We start from the raw sequence: 18,703 nt of genomic DNA on the forward strand, positions 1-18,703 counted from the left end.
TAAGTTTATGCTGCTTTTTCTAATTCTTCCCTGACAATTGCGGCTATGCCTAATTGCATACTGCCATATTTTTTAGCGTAGGCATGGACTTTGGCTTTTTCCGCTGATTCCGTGGTATATGTCCAATATTCCTCGCGGCTAACTTCGGTACGATAAACCTTAGATAGCTGGCCGTTAAGACTAATAAAGACTTCTTTGTATTTTAAATTTTCATCGTTATTCCGGTTCATGCTCATAATCAGGGCGGTTTCTTTATCGGTTATCCCTAACAATTGCTGAATTTTAGGAAAGTCGTTCTGATACTTCCGCTGGTCAAGTAATATTTTGCAGTCACTGTTATTAATGATGGCCTGTTTAACCACTGGTGAACTGATTATATCTTCTATATCCTGCGTAACCACTAAAGCTTCACCAAAATATTTACGGACGGTTTTAAAGAGGTACTTGATATATTCTGCCATCCCTTCCCGTGCAATCGCTTTCCAGGCTTCTTCAATCAATATCATTTTGCGGGTATCCTTACTTAGTTTGCGCATTTTGGAAACGAAGGTTTCCATGATGATTAAAGTAACGACCGGAAATAAAATAGGATGATCTTTAATATTATCTAATTCAAAGACAATAAAGCGTTTTTGCAACAAGTCAAGATTTTCTTTTGCATTCAGCAGATAGGAATATTCACCGCCTTTGTAGTATGGTTTCAATACAAACAGCATGTTATCTATATCAAAACGAATATCCTTTACTTTTGATTGCTTCATTGTTTCATAAAATTCATTGGAGAGAAATTCATAAAAGCTATCGAAGCATGGAAATATCTCGGGTTGCACTTTCAACTTCTCATAATAGTGATATAAAGCGTCTGAAATAGCGACGTATTCAGACCGTTGCACACCTTCATCCTCTTTTTTCCACAATGCCAGTATCATTGCTTTAATACTCTCTCTTTTTTCTGTGTCCAGGTTATCACCTTCAGGAACATAAAAAGGATTAAAGCTGATCGGTTTGTCCTCTGTATAAGTAAAATAATAACCACCTACAAATTCACATAAACCCTGGTAGCTATGGCCTACATCGACTATAACCACATGGGAACCTTGTTCAAAGTAGCTGCGCAGCATGTGATTTGTGAAGAAAGATTTGCCACTGCCCGAAGGACCTAATATAAATTTGTTCCTGTTGGTCGTAATCCCCTTCGTCATTGGATCATCGCTGATATCAACGTGTACCGGCTTACCCGATAAGCGGTCGCCCAGGCGAATACCGCACGGACTTATGCTTGACTGATAATTAGTTTCCAAGTTTAAAAAGCAGGTTGCCTGCTCGACAAATGTATCAAACGTGTCATTCATTGGGAAACTGGCTTCATTACCGGGCAATCCTGACCACCATATTTGTGCTGCGCCGTCGGTTTCCTGTTTTGGCTGCGCATCCATCTGCGCCAATGATGAACTAACCTTGTTTTTCAGATCCTTCAAATTGGCGGCATTATCCGTCCATGCCAAAATATTAAAGTGCGCTTTCACCGGTAACCTTTGCTGGCTAATCGCTTCATTTAAAAAATCATGTGTCGCATCACGCCCAATAGCGTTTTCGCGGGAATAAGCTGAAAGTGATTGAAGCCTTAATTTCTTAGCTTCCAGTTTTTTAATGGTCTGCTGACTGTCCCCGATAAAAATGTATTGATTATAAAGGTGATTACATTTCAGCAATGTTCCTATTGGTGTGGCAAAGCCGGTACTGAATTTCGTTTTATCTGTACTGTACTTATCGTAAGTGATCCGTGGCCCGCAAAGGGCTGGCAGGTCTTCCACATCGCTAAGGGTATAAAGCTGGCAATGACTGTCGCCGATTCTGATTTCGTCCTCGATATGAATATCTTTTAAAACGGGGGCTTCGTTTTTATTCAACAAGAAACAGTATTGTTCCAAAATGCCGGGATTTTGAAGCGTCCCCGTTAATTCGTCGTCGGTTAATCGCTTCAAAGAAATTAATCCACTGTCTTCTAACACCCGAACGAACTGGCCTGCACTATCCAAAAAATCACGGAATAATTCATCGCAGGTAGTTTGCACGGGTACAATGCGTTTACGCATCAATACGCTGGTCGCACTTGAATACTGCTTGAATTTATCCGGCTTCTTAGTCAAATAGATATGGCAGTGATGATGAAGGTAAGCCCGTTCATTAAAGTAACGTTCGCTGGAATGTGACAAGAACGTTTTAATGTTCGCACCGTTATTCTTAGCAAATACTGCCTCGTACTGCTCATTGATAAACCAGTCCTGTTTATGAAATACGCTGTTTTTAGGCAATAGTCTTAATGCTTTAATCAAAACTTCGTGAAATGCCAGGTATTCATCGTTGGATAAGGTGAATATTTCAGGCAGGTTAACTTTGAAGCCTATGGTCAAATCACCCTGCACGGAAATCATACATTGATGTTCTACCTTATACACAGGAAAAACTTGTTCTGCTTTACTATGTGTTGCCATTGTCTATTTTTTTAATTTTAAAAAGACCTTCCGGGTCGTGAATTTTAGATGGTTCGGCAGGTAACGTTTAGCTGCCTTTTTCATCAGTCCATGTTCACCGTATTTGTGGCTTAATTTGAAAACCTGATAAAATAATGCACTTCCTAATGCTGCAATTATCATGATGCAGTAATGAACAGGTACACCAAGCAAATAAATTATTGCAAAGCCGACCAATAAGATGACAAGCCCACCTGCCAAATAGCCGATGTATTGAGCTTTCAGCCCTTTAAATTCAATCGGTTTATTAATGCCCTTGTTAATTTGATATAGTGCCATAACTAAGTTCCGTTAAACCCCGAAAAATGATTTCAAGACAGTTGCAACTACAACGAGAAAAATACAGCTACCGAACCAGCTCGAAGCGACCTTTCCGGTGTCATGTTCGCCATCATTCCACTTTTTGAATACTTTGATCGCGCCAACCAAGCCCATTATTGCACCAATGGCATACATTAAACTTGTGCCTGTTGAAAAGTAACTTTTGACCTGGCTTGTGGCTGCTGTTATTCCTGAATTACCATCCTGGGCGTAAAGACTAAGGGTGATAATCAATAAGGTTACTGTTACAATAAAATGCCTTAGAAAATTTACCGCTCTTGAACGGATGTCTGTTTTTTGAGATTTCATAAATTTTAATTTTGATGTAAACGGATAGTTGTCTAAGCCCAGTTACTATGAAAGTCTGACAAGGCAACCGTGAATTTTAATTTGTTCTTAGAAATTTCTACTACTCGGCTTAGTGCAGCCGGAAGATCTATTTGCTCCTGAAACCTTTTATAAGAGCCGACTAAAATTCCCACAAGCGTTATAAACTCTTGCTTATCATCAACGTCCTTAAATGCTTCAATCAAGTTACCGGCTTCAGATATTAACTCTAATGAAGGATCATTTTGAATGCTGGCCGTGTGTGTTTGCTCGGTAACGACCTCTCTTGGATCATCCGGCAAAACAGCTGTAAAAAGTAAGTCTTGAGTTTCTGCAATGGTTACACCATTATCCGGTTTGGCCTGACCCATCACAGAAATGGCAGGAGATTGAACGGCTGAAAATATATCAGTTGTTTGCTGCTTGCGATTGAAAAGATTACCAATCTCTTTTTGATAATACCTGAGTATAACATATAGGTAGTATGAAATACTAATAATGATAACGGTGGCGAGATAGTGCTGCCAGGAAATAGAGGACAACATATTGCTTTGCTTTAATCCTCACCGCACCATGCGGCGATTGTGAAAGCAAAGGTTGGGGTAGAAAAAAATATTTTTTCACCACTTACACCTAAGTTAGGTGTTTTTTATTTTTTATAATCTTATAAAATATTGATAACGAGCGTTTTAAATTTATCCAAATTTTAACTTTTGTTGATTAGAGGCTTCTTCATCCAGCTTCTCTTCAATTCTCCTTAACATTGCCAATTTAAGTTTATCCAAAAATGCTGTGCGTTCTTTTTTCCGTTTGACGATATCGAGATATTTATGATAATAGGAACCGAGATCAACATGAAAAACCGTTTGAAAAAAACCGACTACGGCTTTAATTTCCGTATTGCCATTGTTAAAAACACCTAATGCGACCAAAGCGTAGATCAATTCTACAAGGTCTGTTTTGTTGAAAGTCCAGGTGAGTGGTAATTCAAGCCCCATTTCCGGCGGAGTGTCGTCATGCTCCATGGTCTTCTGTAGTTCGAGATTAAGGAAGTCCTGGTACTTCTCATTTGCTATTATTTTAGAAAGCTTGTAGTCATGACTTGTAGAGTATTGCTCGTCCTCTTCAAATTCTTCAAGGTCTACGTGAACATCGAAGCCTCCGCGTGTAAAATAAAGCTCATCCATTTGTGTCGAGCCGGAACGATAGTATTGGTAGAAACTCTGATTATGGTCGAAAAATCGTTTGATATCAGCCAACTCGTATTTGATATAATCTTTTAATATTCCCTCGCCGCCGGGAGGGGCTTGCATGATAAATTTATAAACGTTTATAAAGTAGATGTACTTACTATAGAATTGAGGTTTGAGCACTTTAAAGAAATAGATCTCATCTTCTTTGTTTTCAAAGGAATAGGTTGAAATATAACTTTTCAGTTTGGCCATTGCCTTTTTGCAAAGCTGGATGGACATTTTATACTGTTCAGTTAAGGATTCGCCGTTAATGGCAACTTCATTCAATTGGTTTTCTAAAGCGCTGTAGAAACGTTCGGTATAAGTTCTCATAATAAGGTTAGGTAGGTTAGTACTGTAATATAATATGTATAGATTTTTATAGGCAACAAGTTTAGAATCCTGTTATACAGCAAAGCTTTACTACAACACGGTAGCATTTCAAAAAAACAGGAAAAAGTTTTTAAATCAGGTTTTGGCAGGCAATTCAGTGTTCAGCATATCCAAAAGGGTGGTTTCTAAACCTTCGGCTATTTCCTGTAGGTAAATATATGAGGGGTTAATATTACCTGTTTCTAAACGTTGAATTGATTGCTGGTCTTTTCCGATGGAGTGGGCAAGTTGGACCTGCGTAATCCCCTTGTCCTTGCGGACAGTACGGATTTTTTCGCCCAGGTCTTTTAATAATACTTCCTTATTCATCGGAAGTATAAAAGAAAAGTAAAGCAATTGAAATCAGTACAACGGATACGTTGTATTATTCTTACTTATAAGTATTAAGCAATAATATTTCCTCATTCAACACAGGTTACTTAAAACGCTATCTACCAACAATTTGATATCTTCCTTAATCTGATGATAGCTCATTAACACTTCTACCTGCTCAACGTTTCGCACTACCGGAATAGGCTGATAAGCCGCTTCCTCGGCTTGTATCGCTTCGTGATCGTTTTGTATCAAGTTATGAAAGGTCTTTAAATCAATCTTATTGTCGGGATCATCGGCAACCATGCCTACAAATTCACCGGAAGATAATCCGGATATTTTTGCTGCGGGTATCGCATAGTCCAATTGTGTTGATTTGCTAATTGAAGTGTCTTGACTATTAATGGAAACACTTTCTTTTTCCTGATTGATCTTTCCAAATCTTTCTGATAACTGCTTTGCTGTATCTCCCGTTACCTGGCCGAATACAACGTTGCCTACAATATTTAAAATCACTTCCGCCTGTTCCCGCCCATAATCTTTTTTAAGCTGGCTATAATCCTGTACGGCTAAGGTAACGGCGACCTTGTTAGATCGGGCGGTCGCTATCAGGTTATCTATACCGTTAAAATATATAGTAGGAAACTCATCGTAAATCATGCTGCACTTTTGCTGATTTTTACGGTTTACGAGCTTATTGATCCTATTGATGTAGAGCGATAACACCGCACCATAAATTTGCGATTTTTGGGGATTATTGGCGAGGCATACTATTTTTGGTTCATCTGGGTTATTTATGTCAAGTGAAAAATCGTTGCCACTTAGTACATAGTACAATTGTGGAGATGACAACCGCGCCAAACTAATTTTGGCACTTGCAATTTGCCCTTCTAATTGTTCGTAAGCTTCATTTTGCCAGGCAGAAACAAAAGGATTGATCAACACTTCTATTTCGGGTTCTTGTAGCAATACTTCAAAAAGGTCTTTGTACTCTACCTGCGCTAATTCTATAACATGGGGCAACGTACAATAACGCCCATTTTCATATTTCTTTAAAAACCACATAATCGCTGTGATAAAGTTGATTGGCGATTCAACAAAGAAATCACCCTGTTTTTTAATCCACTCGCGGTTTAGGCCCATCATGATGGTACGACTTGAATCCATTGCATCAGTAATATCCATCATGGTGTGCGGCTCTAAAGGATTAGCCCTATGGATAATATTTTCAAGATTGATGATATATTGAGTTGGCTTTACTTTGTATAAATGTCCGTACTTCAGTAGAGCATTATAAACAATCTTGGTTAGATCATCATATTTGAAATCATAGACCAGCATGGTAAAGCCCTTTTGAATATGCTGAGTGATAATGTGACGGATTACGAAATAGGATTTTCCCGAACCCGGACTGCCACCAATTAGCGTACCTCTGAACGGGTTAATGATATTGATCCAGCTTTTGCGGCTTTTCCCTTTGAGATTATAAACTGCCGGTAAATTGATGGAATACTCATTTTCCAAAAGCCGCTCTTCCTGTGGGAAAGATTCATTTTCTTTATTAAAAATATCCTTACCTAAGTTAAGTTTCAGCATCCTGAACAGCAGGCTTACCCCAGATAGTAATAGCATATAACCAATGACAGTTAAACCAATATATAGAACAGCTATCGTTGTTGCAGGATAATGTATCGTAAGAAACAGCGTACTGATAAAGTACAATAACACGCCTGTAAAACAATAGATGAATATCCTGCTTGCTTTTATGGATTCATCCTTTTTCCCCTTACTTCCCACGAGTGAAATCATTAAAAGGATAAGTGCCGCCAACTTCGCATACAGCACTTTAGTGAATACTATCATTTTTGATAGGGGCAATAAAATATGATTTACAAAAGGCTTGGTCAAACCTAAAATCTGAAAAGCCGGATAACAGCTTAAATAAAAATGTACTATCAAAATAGCAATACTTAAAAGCCTGGTGAAGTCAATTATCTTTCTTAGGGCTTGTTCGTTTTCACCTGTTTGCATAATGGTATATTTAAAGTGAGTGGCCTTTTCTTTTCTTCTTACGTTTATTTTGTTGCAGCCTGCCTATAGCGGCCATATCTTGTTGTTCTTCCTTGAATAATATGTTTAGTAATGAATCACCTTCGCTACCGATCGCGTTTGAGCCTGAAATATTGTCAGTGAATTTTGGTGCGCTGGTATCGCTATTTTCTTTCTTGAATATTGGTTGATTGTGACTTATTCCGTCATTTTTAAACCAATTTATCAATGCTGCTGCACTGTAAGCCTTGCCTAAATCGCTACCGTTAAACACCGCTTTCGACCCGTGATCTATAAAAGTGATACCGTATAAACGGCCTTCTTCGTTCTGCCTGAAAATGACTTGAATGCCGTCTGCTTTCAACATTTTTTGAAAATCAGTTTTTGAAACCGGTGTTAAGAATGCTTTGTCCACCTTCGATTTTACCTGGTCTTTCAGCGGTTTACGCAATACCTCATTCAACCGAAACCGGTCTTCGAGCGCCTTCAAAGTTGGCTTTCCGTAGATGCTGCTTGCCTTGATTGGCACCCCAAGTTTGTTTCCATTTGCATCAAGTACCCAATAAACCAACCCGTTTTTTTCATACATTCTTGAATCCTTAGACCCACGATCAGCGGTGATATTGTATTGATTTAGTACTGCATTCAGTTCAGGAATACTGGTAAACTTGTACGCTTTTACTACTTGATTCACAACATTTGTGATTGATCTTTTAATTTCAGACTTGCCATAATCCACCTGTTCCAATGGCTTGTTATTTACGTTTTGCTGTTTTCCCTGGTCTTCTGCCTTAACCAAGTTGTAAGTCAACTCGACCTGTTTTCTCGCACTTTCAGAAGCCCTGTTTGCGAGTAAATGAAAGCTGATACGTTTACCGTCAGGTTCAATATTAGTGGTTACAATGTGCAGGTGGGGGTGTCCGGCATCATGATGCTGGTAAACCAAATAAGGTTGTTTACCAAAACCTAATCCCTCCATGTAGTCATCGGCAATTTGCTGTAGTATATCTTTCTCCAGGTTTTCGTTTACTGCAAAATTTAACGAAACATGCAGCGCATTTACGAGCGTTCGCTCATTCCGACTGGTTAAATCAGTCAACCTTTGCATCTTATCAATGAACGTTAAATTGACCGGATCTTTCAGGTAGCCTTGGGCTGAAATCAGCTCCGCTTTACCCAGCTTAACTTTATGTTCATTGTAATTTATTGCACCGCTGAGACTTCTTCCGGTTTTAATTTTAGCGACCATAATTCTGAAAAACTTTGCACATGTTCTTTGATCTGACCTATTGCAGGATCAACCTTACTTCCTATAATGGAAAGGAGATTTAGCCATAGGCGGTTATCCGCATTTCCGTGTGCACTATTAATTTGTCGAACTGCTTGGTTAAGATTATTGCCTATTGCATTTAACTCTTTTCGTAGCAATGCCAGTTCTTCAAGCATCTCATCCATTGACTTATCGCGGTAAGTAACAACTACTGGTTTGCTTAATAATACGCTTCTGCAATACTCACTTAATTTATTAAAGCGTGTCTTTTTAAATGATGAATATATACACTTGTACTCGGCAGGTTTGAGCCTTGTAAGCAAAGTTTTTGATCTGTTTTCATCCTGATTTTCCATATCTCTTATCTTATAAAATCTGACTTTGGAAGATTTTCAAATGGTCCCGGACTGACTTCGGAAGGGAGGGCAAGATTTCGTTTGTAATACAAACGTTTATCTTGCTGATTGCTGTTAAGAGGCAATCTCTTCCTTCAAGACTTTTTCAATCTGCCAGCATTCTGTTAAGACCTGCCTCATGTTGACTTCTTTAATTTAGCTTCTAAGAAGAACTTTAAGGCATCTATGCTAATGTCCTTTAAAGACGCATCATACTCTATTCCGTAAGATTTCATGCGCTTTAAAAGCGTCTTTGGAATCCACACATTTAACTGCGCCTCGTCCTCTTTCACTGCCGCGCTTTGCCTGATCGGGTGGACTTCCTGTATAGGCGTTTTGGGAGTGTGCTTTTTAAGTTTGTCCGCTAACCCGCCCAGCTTGTCTTTATAATCTGTCATTGTAAACCTTTATTTAATTACCTTATTTCATTAGAGAATTTGACAATTACATAAATATGTAATTATGTAATTATGCACTGATGCGGTTAACTATTTCTTCCGCTAACGATGTTATTTCCTCTATAGCTTTGTTATCGCTTCCTTGCAGCACCCCTGCGGTAATTGACGACCGTGCAATGCTCACCCGGTCATGTATGATGGTTGCCAAAACAGGAGTTTCCATGCTTTGCAAAAGACTGCTAACTTCTTTGGTTATACCTGAGCGGGGTTTAATCATATTCATTACAATGCCGGCCTGTATGTCCGGCTTTTTCACCTGCGCATCCTTCAATAAAGCGATAGTTGAGCGGATAGCCATTACGTCAAAAAAGCCTGCTTTAGTGGGTATCAATATAAAATCCGAAATGCTGAATAATTCCGGTAATTTGTTTGACAGGTAAGGTGGGGTATCAACTATAACCAGGTCGTAATCCAAACGTTTAATTTCCTGCAATTGGTCATTACCTACAACTGCCAGGCTTGGCAACTCCTCTTTGATTTGAAAAAGGCTGCCCTGTAAATCCGTATCAACCAAAGCAACGTTTAATTGATCCTGAAAACACACTGCTAAATTCATTGCCAATGTGCTTTTTCCTACGCCCCCTTTTTGGTGGGCTACCGTGATGATCTTTCCCATGTTATGTAATTCTAAATTGTTATAAATACATAATGCTGTAAATGCACAAGGCTGTAAATCTTTAAATACATATTTCTTCATTTGCAGAAGTCTATAAATACATATTGCTGTAAACCTGTATTTCAACATTTATAGGTTTCTATACCTACATAATTCTATAATTGCATATAACTGTAAATACAGAAATCTATAATTATGTATCAGGGAAGGCTATTCGTTTTGCTTCCTGACGATCCAATAATTTTGCTTGCTGAACAGTATTGTAAATCCAGTCCTTTGCTAAAACTTTCCAATTTTTCTGAGGCCTGCCGGTTATGGTCTTCCATTCCATTTTTTCATAATGCTGAAAAAAATTTTGGGCATCCGGCAAAGCCATGCATTGCTGATTGAAATAAATTGCCACATGGCTTATAAGCGGCGGCAATTGGTGGCCCATTCCCTGATTAGTAACATCAGCCAAAATGTCATCAAAAACAGTGTTTAACTCCTGTTGCTGAATTATCCGCCGTTTAGCCCTGCGCTTTATCATGTTTTAAAACTTAACAACCGTCGCTGTTTCCATCAGTCCTTCTATTTTGTCGGCATCATAATAAGTTACCTTGCCTAATTTTGTAAAAGGGATTTTACCGTTATCCCGCAAAGCCTGTAGCTTGCCGTGCGATATATTGAGCATCTTGCGAACCTCCATAGCTTTCAACCATTTTTTGGTTTTCCCACTCACCTGGTCTTTAAGCATAGATTTAATATCGGATAGCAAAAGGTCTTTAAATTCTAAAAGGTCACCAACTGTAATCAATTGGTCGCGGAACACTTTTGCATGTTTATCGAAATGTGAAATAGCTTTTTCCATAATCAATATTTTAATTGGACAAAATTGAACAGGAAGATTTTAAGTTTTTCACCACTCGTACATAACTTAGGTGTTTTTTTGTTGTAGCCTACCTGTTGGAACTAATGCAATCGAGAGTCTTTAACTTAATTTGGGAAAGTCAGTAACACTACTTCTTTTAAGATTTGCGTTGGCTTGGTATCGAAAAATATTGAACCAACGTAGTTTTGGCATTTTGCTATATTAGTGGGATGGTTACTGGCGATTATTTTTATATTAACGACTGTGAGGTCTTAGGTAAATTTTACGTTCATTATGGTGGAATTAATGACCATCCCAATAAGGCTTGTTTAAGAACTTGCTTAAAATTGGACGTTGAACTGAACAAAAAATTAAAATTTATACCCGGTTACCTTACGTATGACCGCCATTTTATAGCTTGCCCTTTATCAGCAGTATTTGTCCAAATTAATTCGTTGCATAGCATAGATAACGATTCCACGAAATTGTTAGCTAATTTGATGGTATTTTCCAAAGATTATAAATCATATGTAAACCTTAATGTTGCGATATTCACACATAGAGAGGGCGATTTTATGAGCATAAACAATTATATCAATGCAATTAATATTTATGTGGCGGAAGGGAATGCAGTTCAGCATTTGAACGATCTGGTCTTTGCTCAAAGAATTAATTTTAAAATGCTTGATGAATATAAGCTCATTGATTTGATAAATAATTTGGAAATAAGCTTTTATTCCAATGACTTGCGAAGAGTAGGAAAGGATAATTCTTTTTGGGATGAGACCGAAATTGGAAATCTTCCTAAGTCTAAATACTTAACAAGCTGCATACTTGAGTCCTTGAAACTTGCTGCAATCTTTGAAGATTTGAATATAAATAATGATTTTTTTATAATTGGTTGTAGTAACTATACCAAAGCATGGTCACCTGCATCAGGTCGAGAAAAGCTTCCTGATGACGTATTTACCGCAATGAAAATTAAGGATTTTATCAAATTGCATTTTTTTAAGGTCTATAACCCAACTAAAGAATTTAACGAGAGATTAATATACACCTGCTAATTATAAATTTATTATATAGCATTAATCTTAAATTGTATCTTTGAGTACATTAATTTTTGTTCTTTAAACTACATCAAATAAGTACAATTAAGTACAAAGTAAATCGGTAACCTTTTCGGTAACCTATTATTTTGAGATCGATGTAACTCATTAATATTCAGAGGTATTAACCCTTCAAATTAGAATCCCAGCGGGATCACAAAAGACCACCCAACAGGTCGCAAGTTTATAAAAAAAGCCTCTTTTTCAAGAGGCTTTTTTTATTTAGACAATTTTTGACAGCAACACCGTCTAATTAGAATATACAATTTGAATTTCGGCAACTCAACATTAGCCTGCATTTTCCATTGCTACTTTACTTAAAACAGGCTCGTTTAAAATAGAAATACTTTTACCGCTCACCACGATCAGGTTATTTTGGATAAAATCATTAGTTACCTTAAAAAGCGTTTCGTATGATACCGCGGCAAAAGACGAAAGGTCTTGCCGTGTAAGTTCGATATTTAAGGCGCCTTGTTTGTTTAGGCCAAACTGCTTTTTAAGTGTAAGCAAAGCCAGGGCTATGCGCTCTTTTACCGGCATATGTACCAGGTTACGCATCCGCTTTTCAGATTCTTGAAGTTCGTTAGCAAAAAATTTCATCAACGAATAGGTAAGTTGCGGATTTACCTTTAATGATGATTCAAAAAAAGAAAGGTCGATAAAACACACCACGGTAGGCTCGATAGCAGTGGTAGATACCGGGTAAACAGGCTCGTTACCTAAACCTAAATGGCCCAAAATATCACCGGCCTGGGCAAACCTTAAAATAATTTCTTTATCGCTATCCCAACGCTTGTGTACCTTTACCTTACCCGAAAAAATAAAATAAATACCGGTAACCGCATCGCCTTCGTTAAATATCCGCTGGCTTTTTTTGATAAAAAAGTTCTTCCGGCTGGCAGCTATAGCCGGCCTCCAGTCGTCAACACAATGGGTACACAGATAACAGCTCTTTAAATCACAACCGTTTCGGGTTTCTTTCATGCTAACGAAATTGCAAAAAAATAGCCAACAAAACGGTTAATGTTTGGCTTTCTCTGCTTTTATATCTTCTAACCAGCGGTCTAATGAAAAAGTACCCGAACCTATAACTATAAAAACCAACAGCAGTATTAAGGTTATAACCAAGGCGTAAAAATCGGTGTTAAACGGCGATTTGAAAATATTGATTACAAACATGGCAGCTATCACTACAGGCAACTGTGCTATGGCAGCCGCGCGCGTATAAATACCCAACATTATAAGCACCCCACCAACTATATGCAACATCACTACAACAAACATAATAAAAGCGATAGCAGCCTCAGAAAGTGTAGTTAACTGCTGGTTGGCAAGTATCCTTTCCAGGTAGTTTACGTTTGCTAAAAAAGCGCATCCTTTTAGTAACAGAAAAAAACCTAAAAATATCCGCAGGATATCTAAAATGCCCGGATGGTGACTATCACCCCAGTGCTTAACTTTATTTGCCACGTTCATAGCGATTAAATTTTAAGTTTGCCTAATATGGCTTACCGCTGTACATGTTACGTTGACCCATGGTGCCGATATAAAAGCACACACCTACCATAAAAACAATAAAGCCGCTGTAGGTTAACCAGGGGAACGATAGTATGCCATTTATATTTATCGTCCAGTTATGCGAATCAACCGCATTAATATGATCGAGGTTGCGAAATATTAAACAACCGGCAATGATGGTAACTACTCCCAGCACCATCATCCAATAACTACTTTTTCTCATAATGTTGTTTTAGCAATTAAATTATTATATTTTTGTATAAAATTAAGTAATTTATATTGTTTAAACAATGAAAAATAAATTTGGTTTTACAAATACCGATGCCATACCTATATCGCCGTTGTTAAATTCATTTGAGGCCCGCGAAGGCAACAAAAAAAGCAGGTATCTTAAAGGCCGTTTGTTAAAAATTTCGTTTTACGCGGTACTTGTGGCAATCGCTATATCGTTTATTGCCAAGTTTTTGGTATTACTTATAAATGCGGTAACCAACCTGGCGTTTTACGGGCAATTTAGCCTGGCCTTTCACAGCCCGGCGGGTAATCATTTGGGCTTATGGGTAATTGTTATACCGGCAGCAGGGGGTATAATTGTAGGGCTGATGGCATTGTATGGATCAAAGGCTATACGAGGCCACGGCATCCCTGAAGCTATGGAGCAAATACTTGTTAATCAAAGTAAAATAAAGCCTTCTATTACGTTTTTAAAGCCGGTATCGTCGGCTATTGCAATTGGTACCGGCGGGCCATTTGGCGCCGAAGGACCAATTATAGCTACTGGTGGCGCTTTAGGTTCTACATTGGGCCAATTATTAAAGATAACCTCAAGCGAGCGTAAGATCATACTGGCTGCGGGGGCAACGGCGGGTATGTCGGCTATATTTGGCACGCCTATAGCAGCGGTATTTTTAGCAATTGAGCTTTTGTTGTTTGAGTTTTCGCCAAAGGCCATTTTACCTGTAGCGCTTGCCTGTATAACAGGGGCAGCAGGTCACCATCTTTTATTTGAAACAGGGCCGGTATTTGCCATGTCCAACCTATCAACCCCAACAAACCTGGCTTTGGCCATTTATAGCTTTATAGGTTTGCTTATAGGTTTTTTATCCCTGGCTTTAACTAAAGCGGTTTATTTTATTGAAGATTGGTTTGAAAAGATACCTGTGCATTGGACGATGTGGCCCGCCATAGGCGGCCTGGCCGTTGGGCTTATAGGCTTTTTTTACCCGCATACCTTAGGTGTTGGGTATGACAACATTACTGGCCTGCTATCGGGTAAGTTACCGCTTGCTATTATATTGGCCTTATGCTTTTTTAAATTTTTGTCGTGGGCCATTGCTTTGGGTAGCGGTACATCGGGTGGTACTTTGGCCCCTTTGTTAACAATAGGCGGCGCTTCGGGGAGTATCATCAGCATTTTAATACTAAATGCATTTCCAAATTGCGGCATTAGCGTTACCATGGGTGCGTTGATAGGCATGTCGGCAATGTTTGCAGGTGCATCGCGCGCTTATTTAACAAGTATCACCTTTGCGCTTGAGGCTACTATGCAATCGCACGCTTTATTGCCTTTGTTAGGCGCTTGTACGGCCTCTTATCTTGTTTCTTTCTTTTTGATGGAAAACACCATCATGACCGAGAAAATTGCCCGCAGGGGCGTTATTACTCCCGATTCTTATGAACCCGACATACTGCAAAGGGTTGCAGTAGCACAGGTGATGCGCAAAGGCGGCACGCTCTTGAATGACGACATGAGCTTTGGCCAGGTTAGGGAATGGTTAGCTGTACATCAAAGCCATAACGCTAACCTGGTTTTTGTGAACCATAAAAATGAATACAAGGGCATTGCGAAGTTAGCTGATGTATACTCCGCTGACTATACCGACGATGCTGAGATAAAGAAAATTATAAACGCCGATACCGCCTTTGCCAAAGATGGCGACATGTTAAGAAACGTGGTTGAAATTATGGCCTGGCACAAAACAGATACTTTGCCGGTAATAGATAATGGCCGGGCTATAGGTATTATCAGCTACGCAGATGTTTTAACGGCATACAAGCAGCATGCAGAAGAAAATGAAGTGGCAACCACACATATATCTTTAAAGCGCCAGCAAATGAAACTGGCAGTTAAAAGACGCGCCATGCGCAGTAAGGCTAAGCACAAGGCATAATACAAGTGCTTAGCCCCCTAGGCATAACAAGCTATGAGCAACTTATTGGTGCAAGCTTACTTACAGATTATCCAATATGCTATCGCGGGATTGTAACCATAAACTTAGTGCCTGTACCTACTTCACTTTCCACCTCTACATGTCCGTTAAGTAAATCCACACTAATTTTAGTTAAAAAAGCCCCATACCTCGTCCGGCTGTATCAATATTTATAGGTTCATATAATTTAAATAACTTCCCTCCATGTCTTTTTAAATCTATGCCGCAGCCATGATCTTCGAAAGTAATAGTCACTTCATCGATTGTTGCTGCCGACGTCACACTTATTAACGGCACCCGTTGTGGGTGGCGATGCTGTATACCGTTGATCATCAGTTGACGAAAAATGTTTTTTAACGCCGAGGGGATAGTATTTATAGATGGAGCATTAGAAAAGTCAGTATTGATTTTCACACCAGAACTTGTCATCAGAACAGCATGCTCCATTATTATATCATTGACCATGTCCTGCAATAAAAGTTCCTGCTTCTCCTCTAACAACTCTTCTTTTAAGTTTAAAATATCGTTGATATCATGTATTATAACGTCAAGCTTTTGCGCAGACTCGTTTATAGCTGACACTAAAAATTGTTTTTCGGCTTCTGTATTCTCGGTATCGTTTAAAAGTGAGATCACACCCATCAGGGAGGAGAGAGGGCCACGAACATTGTGAGATATGATATATGAGAAGTCCTGAAGATCCTGATTTTGTTTCAACAGTCGGCGTATAACCCTCTCCCTCTCCAGTTCCATCACTTTTAACACCGTGATGTCTATTGTTGCGGTACAAATACCAATCACTTCGCCGTCCGTGATTATTGCGGTAACATCTATTTGAAAATGGCGGTGTGTGCTACCAAAGTCATAACTGGTGAAATACTTTGCAGGGTGGCCTGTTTTTTTAACTTCATCAAATACAGTAACAGCCCTTTTTCGTTTTTCAATAGGAATAGTTTCTGTAAACAATAATCCCAACTCTAATTTTACACCGGTCGCTTCTTGATAGTACTCATACTGCTGATGATTAAAATCGAGTACCTTATAATTGTAATCTAAAACTAAATAACCAACTTGCGTTGAATTAAATATAGACCGTAAGTTAGCCTCAGACTGTCGCAGCTTGTCTAAAATCTGTTGTCGCTCTGTGATGTTTACCATCGTGCCTATTACGGCCCGTTTTCCATTAAAATCGATAGTAGCACCAAAAATCTCATACCACAATATTTCTCCGCCCTTTTTAACTGCCCTAAAAGTGTAACGTATGGTATCTTTCTCACCTTTTTCGCGGCGGGCTACGTTTGAACGAACCATCGCCAGATCATCTTTATATACATACTTATCTTGTGGCAATAAAAGCAGTTCTTCTTCGGTGTAACCAGACTCCTGTACCAATGCCGGGTTAACATACACAAATTGCCCACCTTGAAAAATGTACACGCCCACAAGGGATTGCTCTACAATATTTTGGTATTTTTTTTCTGCCTCGATCTTGTTATTGATATCTTCTATTTCTGCAATGAAGTAATACGAAGCATCCTCATTACTTCTGACCAGTGCCATATTTACACTTGTCCATAGTAAGGCACCACTTTTTGTATAAAAGCGCTTTTCCAGCTGGTACGAATTGATTTTATTAGAAAGTACATCATTTAATAATTCCCGCTCCTTTTCGTTATCCTCCGGATAGGAGATATTAAAAGCATTGAGTTCAAAAAGCTCGTTATCACTGTAGCTCAACATTCTCTTTAATGCCGGATTAATCAGTAAAAAGGCGCCATCGCTGGCTATTGTAGCCATACCAATCGCGGCAAATTCAAAAGTCGCCCTAAACTTTTGCTCAGAATCTGAAAGCAATTGTTGCTGAATACGCTTGTTAAAATATATACTGATGGTATCTGCAACTACATCTATAAGGTTTCTTTCTTCTTTTAAAAACGGCCCTTCATCGTGAATCGGCTTTTCTTTAATATAAACTACTTCTACCACACCTTCGCGGCCATCTAACAATTTAAATTTAACCTGTTGGCTAAATGGGCTCTTTTGATAATTACTTGTTAAATACACCCGCTCGTTGAAACAGATTCTTGCGCCGCAATCCTCAGGATATTGCCAGCTAATTGGGAGTATCTCAACAATTTTTTGCAGTGCCTCCTCCATCGACAGCTTATCATCCTGCAATATATTGTTCAACCGGTAAATACATGATAATTCTTTAACCCGCTCACCCAGCTCATGTGTTCTTGTACCTACCAATGCTTCCAGTTTGGTCTTTTCACTAACCTTAAGATACGCTATAACACCAGCAGATAAACTTATCAGTAAACCCATACCCATCAGTAACTGCAATGCGGTTTTAGGTTCCTTTCCTTCCCTATAACTAATTGATAATTGCCAATTACCTTCGGGAATGGCCGTAGATACCGTTTCGGAAGAGTTTATATTTCGATCACTGAAAAACAACTCTGTTTTTTTGGTAACAGGATTAACCTTAGATAATTGAAAGTTATAGCGTACATCCTTAAGTTCGTTTAAAAAACGCTGAATAGTAGTTATACGGGTAATTACGATAACAAAGCCCTGAAAATGCCCACCGTTCCAAACCGGAAGTCTACCGGCAATCGCCATCCCGGTGCCATTATACAATGCATAAGGGCCTGTAAAAAGTATATTTTTATTGGCAATTGCGAGAAGCGCTTCCTTTTTTATAAAGCTGTCAGTCAGTAGGCTTTTGTTCATCACCATTTGATTTCCCTCTAAGGGATATATCTTTTTTATGGTGAAGCCCTGGGTAACATATGTAATATCTGCATATTTATTAACCAAAAATAAATCCTTAGCCGCATCATTAAAACGGGTAAAAGCCGGGTCTTCTTTGTATAACAGCGACAGTGCCGTGGCCAATGAAATATTAGCATTCAATATTTGCCTGAAATGATCTCTTACTTCTACAACCTTATTTTGTAGCTCCTTGATCCTAAACTCCTTAAGATACAGGTACCGCTGCCACGTTAATATACCCATCAGCAACAAAACCATTAAAAATACAAGCGTCGGAAACAGTAATTTTGGGTGTTTGTAAGGGCTAATTATCTTCATGGAAGAGCTAAAAAGA

General features: G+C 38.8%; 19 protein-coding genes. 2 read left to right on the top strand and 17 right to left on the bottom strand.

What is annotated here, in order from left to right; all coding sequences use genetic code 11:
• Positions 1 to 5: 5 nt before the first annotated feature.
• The 13 genes from traG to FFF34_009850 form a co-directional block, all read right to left on the bottom strand.
• On the bottom strand, positions 6 to 2,495 hold the full coding sequence (traG, locus tag FFF34_009790) for a TraG family conjugative transposon ATPase (protein TSD67656.1): 2,490 nt from the start codon (positions 2,493 to 2,495) through the stop codon (positions 6 to 8).
• Between the two features lie 3 nt (positions 2,496 to 2,498).
• Complete coding sequence (locus FFF34_009795; GenBank protein TSD67657.1) at positions 2,499 to 2,813, bottom strand: DUF4133 domain-containing protein; 315 nt, start codon at positions 2,811 to 2,813, stop codon at positions 2,499 to 2,501.
• A gap of 12 nt (positions 2,814 to 2,825) precedes the next feature.
• The gene (locus FFF34_009800) at positions 2,826 to 3,164 is read right to left on the bottom strand and encodes a DUF4134 domain-containing protein (GenBank protein TSD67658.1); all 339 of its coding nucleotides are present in this window, start codon (positions 3,162 to 3,164) and stop codon (positions 2,826 to 2,828) included.
• A 32-nt stretch (positions 3,165 to 3,196) separates the two neighbouring features.
• Positions 3,197 to 3,727, bottom strand: coding sequence for a hypothetical protein (locus tag FFF34_009805; GenBank protein TSD67659.1), 531 nt, complete (start codon positions 3,725 to 3,727; stop codon positions 3,197 to 3,199).
• A 150-nt stretch (positions 3,728 to 3,877) separates the two neighbouring features.
• Positions 3,878 to 4,747: a tetracycline regulation of excision, RteC gene (locus FFF34_009810; GenBank protein TSD67660.1), complete on the bottom strand. Its 870-nt coding sequence runs from the start codon at positions 4,745 to 4,747 to the stop codon at positions 3,878 to 3,880.
• A gap of 135 nt (positions 4,748 to 4,882) precedes the next feature.
• Positions 4,883 to 5,116, bottom strand: a complete 234-nt coding sequence (locus tag FFF34_009815) for a helix-turn-helix transcriptional regulator (GenBank protein ID TSD67661.1) — start codon at positions 5,114 to 5,116, stop codon at positions 4,883 to 4,885.
• A gap of 96 nt (positions 5,117 to 5,212) precedes the next feature.
• On the bottom strand, positions 5,213 to 7,150 hold the full coding sequence (locus tag FFF34_009820; protein ID TSD67662.1) for a conjugal transfer protein TraG: 1,938 nt from the start codon (positions 7,148 to 7,150) through the stop codon (positions 5,213 to 5,215).
• Positions 7,151 to 7,160: 10 nt separating this feature from the next.
• A complete protein-coding gene (locus tag FFF34_009825) occupies positions 7,161 to 8,417 on the bottom strand; it encodes a hypothetical protein (GenBank protein ID TSD67663.1) in 1,257 nt (418 codons plus the stop codon).
• Positions 8,372 to 8,794 (bottom strand): MobC family plasmid mobilization relaxosome protein, encoded by a 423-nt coding sequence (locus tag FFF34_009830; protein TSD67664.1) that lies wholly within the window; start codon positions 8,792 to 8,794, stop codon positions 8,372 to 8,374. Before FFF34_009830 ends, FFF34_009825 begins: the two co-directional genes overlap by 46 nt.
• Positions 8,795 to 8,970: 176 nt before the next feature.
• Positions 8,971 to 9,231 (bottom strand): hypothetical protein, encoded by a 261-nt coding sequence (locus FFF34_009835; protein ID TSD67665.1) that lies wholly within the window; start codon positions 9,229 to 9,231, stop codon positions 8,971 to 8,973.
• 70 nt (positions 9,232 to 9,301) lie between these two features.
• Entirely contained in the window at positions 9,302 to 9,907 is a 606-nt protein-coding gene (locus tag FFF34_009840) for a ParA family protein (protein TSD67666.1), read from the bottom strand.
• 193 nt (positions 9,908 to 10,100) lie between these two features.
• Positions 10,101 to 10,436 (bottom strand): hypothetical protein, encoded by a 336-nt coding sequence (locus tag FFF34_009845; protein ID TSD67667.1) that lies wholly within the window; start codon positions 10,434 to 10,436, stop codon positions 10,101 to 10,103.
• Between the two features lie 3 nt (positions 10,437 to 10,439).
• On the bottom strand, positions 10,440 to 10,757 hold the full coding sequence (locus FFF34_009850; protein ID TSD67668.1) for a helix-turn-helix domain-containing protein: 318 nt from the start codon (positions 10,755 to 10,757) through the stop codon (positions 10,440 to 10,442).
• A 230-nt stretch (positions 10,758 to 10,987) separates the two neighbouring features.
• Here FFF34_009850 and FFF34_009855 point away from each other — a divergent pair, with 230 nt between their 5' ends.
• On the top strand, positions 10,988 to 11,821 hold the full coding sequence (locus tag FFF34_009855; GenBank protein TSD67669.1) for a hypothetical protein: 834 nt from the start codon (positions 10,988 to 10,990) through the stop codon (positions 11,819 to 11,821).
• A gap of 330 nt (positions 11,822 to 12,151) precedes the next feature.
• Here the strand turns inward: FFF34_009855 and FFF34_009860 are convergent, their stop codons facing one another.
• The 3 genes from FFF34_009860 to FFF34_009870 are packed head-to-tail and all read right to left on the bottom strand — an operon-like array spanning position 12,152 to position 13,604.
• Positions 12,152 to 12,847 carry a Crp/Fnr family transcriptional regulator gene (locus FFF34_009860; protein ID TSD67670.1) on the bottom strand — a complete coding sequence of 232 codons (696 nt, stop codon included), beginning with the start codon at positions 12,845 to 12,847 and terminating at the stop codon, positions 12,152 to 12,154.
• Between the two features lie 36 nt (positions 12,848 to 12,883).
• On the bottom strand, positions 12,884 to 13,339 hold the full coding sequence (locus FFF34_009865) for a DoxX family protein (GenBank protein TSD67671.1): 456 nt from the start codon (positions 13,337 to 13,339) through the stop codon (positions 12,884 to 12,886).
• Between the two features lie 22 nt (positions 13,340 to 13,361).
• Positions 13,362 to 13,604, bottom strand: coding sequence for a hypothetical protein (locus tag FFF34_009870; GenBank protein TSD67672.1), 243 nt, complete (start codon positions 13,602 to 13,604; stop codon positions 13,362 to 13,364).
• Between the two features lie 67 nt (positions 13,605 to 13,671).
• On the opposite strand from FFF34_009870, the gene FFF34_009875 reads away from it, so the two are divergent.
• On the top strand, positions 13,672 to 15,552 hold the full coding sequence (locus FFF34_009875) for a chloride channel protein (GenBank protein ID TSD67673.1): 1,881 nt from the start codon (positions 13,672 to 13,674) through the stop codon (positions 15,550 to 15,552).
• 171 nt (positions 15,553 to 15,723) lie between these two features.
• On the opposite strand, the gene FFF34_009880 is transcribed toward FFF34_009875, so the two are convergent.
• A complete protein-coding gene (locus FFF34_009880) occupies positions 15,724 to 18,687 on the bottom strand; it encodes a PAS domain S-box protein (GenBank protein TSD67674.1) in 2,964 nt (987 codons plus the stop codon).
• Positions 18,688 to 18,703: the final 16 nt, after the last annotated feature.

The organism is Inquilinus sp. KBS0705, from assembly GCA_005938025.2.
Lineage (GTDB): Bacteria > Bacteroidota > Bacteroidia > Sphingobacteriales > Sphingobacteriaceae > Mucilaginibacter.